Below are 5,757 nucleotides of genomic sequence, written 5' to 3' on the forward strand. Positions count from 1 at the left end.
GTGGCAGGCGCTGCCCGGGGAGGCCTGGACCGATCGGCTGGCCGAAGCCGCGGCGGTGATGGTGAACGCGGGCCGGGGCGCGCTGGTGATCGTGCCGGACCAACGCGATATCGACGCCGTGCATGCCGCGGCGCTCCGCCTGCTCCACGAGGACCTGGTGGTGGCGTTGTCGGCCGGACTGGGCCCCGCACAACGGTATCGGCGCTGGCTGTCGGTGCTGCGCGGCAGCGCTCGGCTGGTGATCGGCACCCGCAGCGCGGTGTTCGCCCCGGTCGCCGACCTGGGTCTGGTGATGGTGTGGGACGACGGCGACGACACGCTCGCCGAACCCCGCGCGCCGTATCCACATGCGCGCGAGGTGGCCATGCTGCGCGCACCACGGGCCGCAGCGCCACCAGATCGTGCGCCCAGCCGCTGCGCACCAGCGCCTGGGCCTCGGCGGTCCTGGCGTATCCGCCGATCAGCGCGGCGCAGCGGAGTTGGTGCGCGCGCAGCATGGCCACCTCGCGCGCATGTGGATACGGCGCGCGGCCTCACCGCGCGTCGTCGCCCTCGAGGACAGCGGTTTCGAACAGGAACGCGACCCGGCCGCCCGGACGGCCCGGCTCCCGTCGATGGCGCTGCAAGCCGCGCGCAAGGCGCTGGAGTCCGGCGCCCCCGTGCTGGTGCAGGTGCCCCGGCGAGGATACGTGCCCGCCCTCGCGTGTGCGCGCTGCCGGACCATCGCCCGGTGTCGGCACTGCACCGGCCCCCTGTCGCTGCCCGACCGCGACGCCGCGGGCGCGGTGTGCCGGTGGTGCGGCCGCGCCCACGCGTCGCTGCGCTGCGCCCGCTGCGGCTCGGACGCGGTGCGGGCGGTCGTCGTCGGCGCCCGGCGCACCGCCGAGGAACTCGGCCGCGCCTTCCCGGGTACGACGGTCATCACGTCCGGCGGCGACGCGATGGTCGCCGAGGTGTCCCAGCGCCCCGCGGTCGTGGTGGCGACGCCCGGCGCCGAACCCGTGGCCGCTGGCGGCTACGGGGCCGCGCTGCTGCTGGACAGCTGGGCGCTCCTCGGCCGCCAGGACCTGCGGGCGGCCGAGGACACCCTGCGCCGCTGGATGGCCGCGGGCGCCCTGGTGCGCAGCCGCGGCGAGGGTGGGGTGATCGCCGCGGTCGCCGAATCCGCGATCCCCACCGTGCAGGCGCTGATCCGCTGGGACCCCGTCGGGCACGCGGACGCCGAACTGAACGCCCGCGCCGAAGTCGGCCTCCCGCCCGCCGTGCACATGGCCGCGATCGACGGGATCCCCGAGGCTGTGCACGCGCTGCTCGACGGCGCCGACCTCCCCGACCTTGCCGAACAACTCGGTCCGGTGGAACTGCCGGTCGGCGCTCGCCGTCCACCGGGGCTGCCGCCGGACGCGACGGTGATCCGGATGCTGCTGCGGGTTCCGCGCGATACGGGGCTGGCCCTATCCTCGGCCCTGCGCCGGGCCACCGCCGTGCTCAGCGCCCGTCACGACCAACAGCCGGTCCGCGTCCAGATCGATCCGCTGCACATCGGGTGATCCGGACACCGACCTGGTGACAGGAGGTTCGCGTGCGTCGGCGGCTCATGTTGGCAATCAGTCTGCTGGTGTTGGCCTTTGGGGTGTTGTGGCCGGTGATCTTCACCGGCGGCGACTCCGATGCCGCCCCCGCCGCCGATCCGGTCGTCATCACCGACTACGACGCGGATTTCGTCATCGACGCCGACGGCCGGCTGGAGGCTGTCGAAACCATCACCACGTCGTTTCCCAGCGGCAGGCACGGAATCTTCCGCTATTGGGACGTCACCAACCGCAACGACACCCATGTGCGCCAGATCCCCGAGATCGAATCGATCTCCCTGAACGGGAAAAGCGTTCCATATCAAATGCTTTGGGAGAACGGTCGGCGTTTCCGCGTCGCCAAGATCGGCGATCCCGACCGCACGCTGAACGGCACGCAGGTCTTCCAGATCCGGTACTCCATCGAGGGCGTCCTCGATCCGAATACCACCGGCGCACCTGCCGATTCGGTCTTCTACTGGAACGTGATCGCCCCCGCGTGGAACAACGCGATCAACAATGTCGACATCTCGGTCGCCCTTCCCGGTGAGGTTCCCCGGGTGCAGTGTTCGGTCGGCTACGGCGTGGGAACACCGTGCGAGAACCTGACGATCGACGGCACGACGGTGCGACTGTCGGCCCGCCATCTGGCCCCGCGGACACCGGTGACGATTCTCGCGGACGTCGACGTGCCGACGCCCCCGCGCGCCACGGTCCCGTGGACACCCAGATGGGATGGTGTTCTCGGGCAGTCACTGTCCGGTGTGTGGTGGATCGCGGCGTTCACCGCGGCGGCGGGCTTGGCGGGTCTGGCGTGGTATCGCAGCACGGTCGAACGACCGCCCGGATTCCCGTTGCAGTACACGCCCCCAGAAGGGCTCGGCCCGGTTCAGGCCGAGTACATCCGCACCGAGGCGGTGCCAAGACAGGCCCTCACCGCGACACTGTTCCATCTCGCCGAACGCGGGTTGATCGAGCTGCGGCAGTTGACCAACGGGCACTGGCGCATTCGCGGTCAGGCCGAGCGCGTGGCCTGGCGCGACGTCGATCCGGTCAGCGTCGCGGTCGGGTCGGCGCTGAGGGTGACGAGCCCTGGCGAAGAGTTCGAAGCGAACGAGACCGCGCGGTCCGGCGAGAAGCTCGCCAAGGCCAAGGCCGACATGACCAAGGCCGTCGAAAAATGGGCCGACGCCACGCTGCTGGTCAAGGCGCGAGGCGAACTGTGGGTGCGCGCGGCGAACGTGATCGCGTTGTTGCTCATCCCGTTCGGCGTGTTCCGCTGGGGATTCCCGACCACTTCGTGGGCGTTGCCCTTCGGGGCGTTCTTCCTGCTGACGCTGGGGTCGTGGGCCCCGGGCGTGGGTACCCGCCGGACCGAGGCGGGCCGCGAACTGTGGTCGCGCGCGGGCGGTTTCCACCGCATGCTCACCACCGATTCGGCCGAGGCGCGGTTCGACTTCGGGGCCCGCAGCGACCGGTATTCGGCGTATGTTCCCTACGCGGTGGCCGCGGGCGCCGCGGCGGCGTGGGCGAAGAAATACAAGGCCGATACGGGTTCGCCCGCGCCGCAGCCGGATTGGTACCACACCACCTCGACCACCGGCGCCGTTTACACCTACGGCGGCTCCGGCTTCGGGGGCTTCGATGGCTTCGACAGCTTCGAATCGGCGTTGTCGTCGTCGATCAGCGCCTACACGGCATCCCAGTCGTCCGGCAGCACAAGCGGAGGCGGGTTCAGCGGTACCGGTTTCGGCGGCGGCTTCAGCGGCGGCGGCGGTTTCGGTGGCGGCGGGGGAGGGGGCGGCTCGTGGTGAGCCCCGGCCCGGCGGTCAACGGGACGATCACCGGCGAGTTCACGTCGAAATCGGCGGGTTGCACTTAGGGTGAACCCGAAAACCGGGGTCGCACGCAACAGGAGGTCCGTATGCGTCGGCTGTTCGCGTGGGTGTTCACGTTGCTGGTGTTGGCCTTTGCAGTGCTGTGGCCCCTGGTGTTCACCGCCGGCGGCTCGGACGCCACCGCCGCCGACGACCCCGTTGTCATCACGAACTACAAGGTGGATTTCGTCGTCGACGAGCAGGGCCGGCTCAACGCCGTGGAGACCATCACCGCGGATTTCCCCACCAGTCGGCACGGGATCTTCCGGTACTGGGACGTGACCAACCCCAACAGCCCACGCGTCCGCCAGGTACCGGACATCAAATCGATTCTGCTCGACGGCGACTCGGTGCCCTACCAGATGCTGTGGGAGGGCGACGAGCGGTTCCTGGTGGCGAAGATCGGCGACCCCGACAGCTACCTCAGCTACGGCGAGCACGTGTACGAGATCCGCTACTCCGTCGACGGCGTGCTGGACCCCGGCACCACCGGAGCCGACCGCCGGTTCGCCAGCTCGACGGGTGAACCCGCCGACACGGGTTCGGTGTTCTTCTGGAACGTGATCGCGCCGGCCTGGAACAACAAGATCGAACGCGCCGACATCTCGGTCCGGCTGCCAGGAGACGTTCCCGCCGTGCAGTGTTCGGTTGGCTACGGCGTCGGCAGACCGTGTCAGGGTCTGACGACGACGGGGCGTAGGGTCACGTTCTCGGCGCTCAACCTGCCGCCACGCACACCGGTGACGGTGCGCGCAAGCGTGGACGTGCCGGCACCGCCACGAGTCGAACTGCCGTGGAGCTACAAGTGGGATCGGGTGCTGGGGCGGTCGCTGACCGGAGTGCTGTGGGTCGCGGGGCTCACCGTCGCGTCCGGACTGGCTGCCCTGCTGTGGTACCGCACGACGGTCGAACCGTCGCCCGGTTTCCCGCTGCAGTACGCGCCGCCCCAGGGGCTCGGCCCGGTGCAGACCGAGTACATCCGCACCGAGGCGGTGCCCAAACAGGCACTCACCGCGACGCTGTTCTACCTCGCCGAACGGGGTCTGATCGAACTCCGCCAGGTCAGCGCCCAACACTGGAAGATCCGCAGCATCGCCGAGCACGGCGCATGGGCCGACGTCGATCCGGTCAGCGTGACCGTCGGATCGGTGTTGAAGCTGTTGCATCCTGGAAGCGAGTTCGAGGCGAAGAAGACCGTCAAGTCGGGGCAGAAGCTCGACAAGGCCAAGACCGATCTGGCCAAGGCCGTACAGAACTGGGCCTTCGACAACAAGCTGCTCGTCAAGCGCAGCAAGGAACTGTGGCTCCGGACCGCGAACGCGATCGCGTTCCTGCTCATGCTGTGCGCCGTCTTCCGCTGGCTGTTCCCGACCACGATGTGGGCGTTGCCGTTCGCGGCGTTCTTCCTACTGTCGATCGGATCGTGGGCCGCCGGCGTCGGCACACGGCGAACCGAGGCAGGTCGCGAACTATGGTCGCGTGCAGGGGGTTTCCATCGCATGTTGACCACTGACTCGGCCGAGGCGCGGTTCGACTTCGGCGCGCGCAAGGACCTCTACTCGGCCTACGTTCCGTTCGCGGTCGCGGCGGGCGCCGCGGCGCTGTGGGCCAAGAAGTACGAGACGACGATGGGAACCGCGGCGCCACAACCGGATTGGTACCACTCGTCCTCGTCCAGCGGGATGGGCTTCGTCGGCAGTTCCGGCGGAGCGAACTTCGACAGCTTCGAGTCGGCATTGTCGTCGTCGATCGGCGCGTACACCGCATCGCAGTCGTCCAGTGGGGGTGGCGCCAGCACCGGGATGTCGTGCTCGAGCGCCAGCCGCGCGACCGGGGACGGTGCCGGCTTACCGCGCCGGCCCGCCGCCGCGTCGGGGCGGGTCAGCACCGCGATGACGTCGTGACGTGGCGATTCGATGAGTCGGCGCAGCGGCGGCAGGGCGGGTTCCGGGGTGCCGGCGAAGACGATGCGCACCGGGTCAGTCTAGAGACGATGCTCGCGCCGCATCGGAGCGCTCAGCGCGGGGTCTGGTAGTACTCGCGCTCGGACACACCGGTCAGCGGGGCGACGAACATCCACGGGATCGTGGTGAGCGACCGGTTCAGGGTCGCGACCGCGTCGTTGTAGTACTGCCGCGCGAATGCCAGCTTGTTCTCGCTGTCCGTCAAGTTCTCCTGCAGGTTCAGGAAGTTGTTCGACGAGTTGAGCTGTGGGTACTGCTGGCCGAGCGCCAACAGCGGCGCCAGCGCGGTGTCGAGTTCCTTCTCGGCCGCGCTGCGCTGCGCCACCGACTTGCCGGTGGTGGCGG

2 protein-coding genes and 3 pseudogenes are annotated in these 5,757 nt (G+C 69.6%); 3 read left to right on the plus strand and 2 right to left on the minus strand.

Annotated elements, in window-relative coordinates; all coding sequences use genetic code 11:
- The 3 genes and pseudogenes from A5698_RS03340 to A5698_RS03350 form a co-directional block, all read left to right on the plus strand.
- Positions 1-1,550: pseudogene (locus tag A5698_RS03340) on the plus strand (primosome assembly protein PriA); the annotation flags it as partial.
- A gap of 32 nt (positions 1,551-1,582) precedes the next feature.
- The gene (locus A5698_RS03345) at positions 1,583-3,385 is read left to right on the plus strand and encodes a DUF2207 domain-containing protein (protein WP_068293321.1); all 1,803 of its coding nucleotides are present in this window, start codon (positions 1,583-1,585) and stop codon (positions 3,383-3,385) included.
- 110 nt (positions 3,386-3,495) lie between these two features.
- Positions 3,496-5,295, plus strand: a pseudogene (locus A5698_RS03350) (DUF2207 domain-containing protein); the annotation flags it as partial.
- Here the strand turns inward: A5698_RS03350 and A5698_RS29250 are convergent.
- Positions 5,235-5,423, minus strand: a pseudogene (locus A5698_RS29250) (methionyl-tRNA formyltransferase); the annotation flags it as partial. The pseudogenes A5698_RS03350 and A5698_RS29250 overlap by 61 nt on opposite strands.
- A 41-nt stretch (positions 5,424-5,464) precedes the next feature.
- On the minus strand, positions 5,465-5,757 hold a 293-nt coding region (locus A5698_RS03355; RefSeq protein WP_197506604.1), incomplete at its 5' end, for a LemA family protein.

The sequence above is a fragment of the Mycobacterium sp. E136 genome (genome assembly GCF_001666865.1).
In the GTDB taxonomy this organism is placed as follows: Bacteria; Actinomycetota; Actinomycetes; order Mycobacteriales; family Mycobacteriaceae; genus Mycobacterium.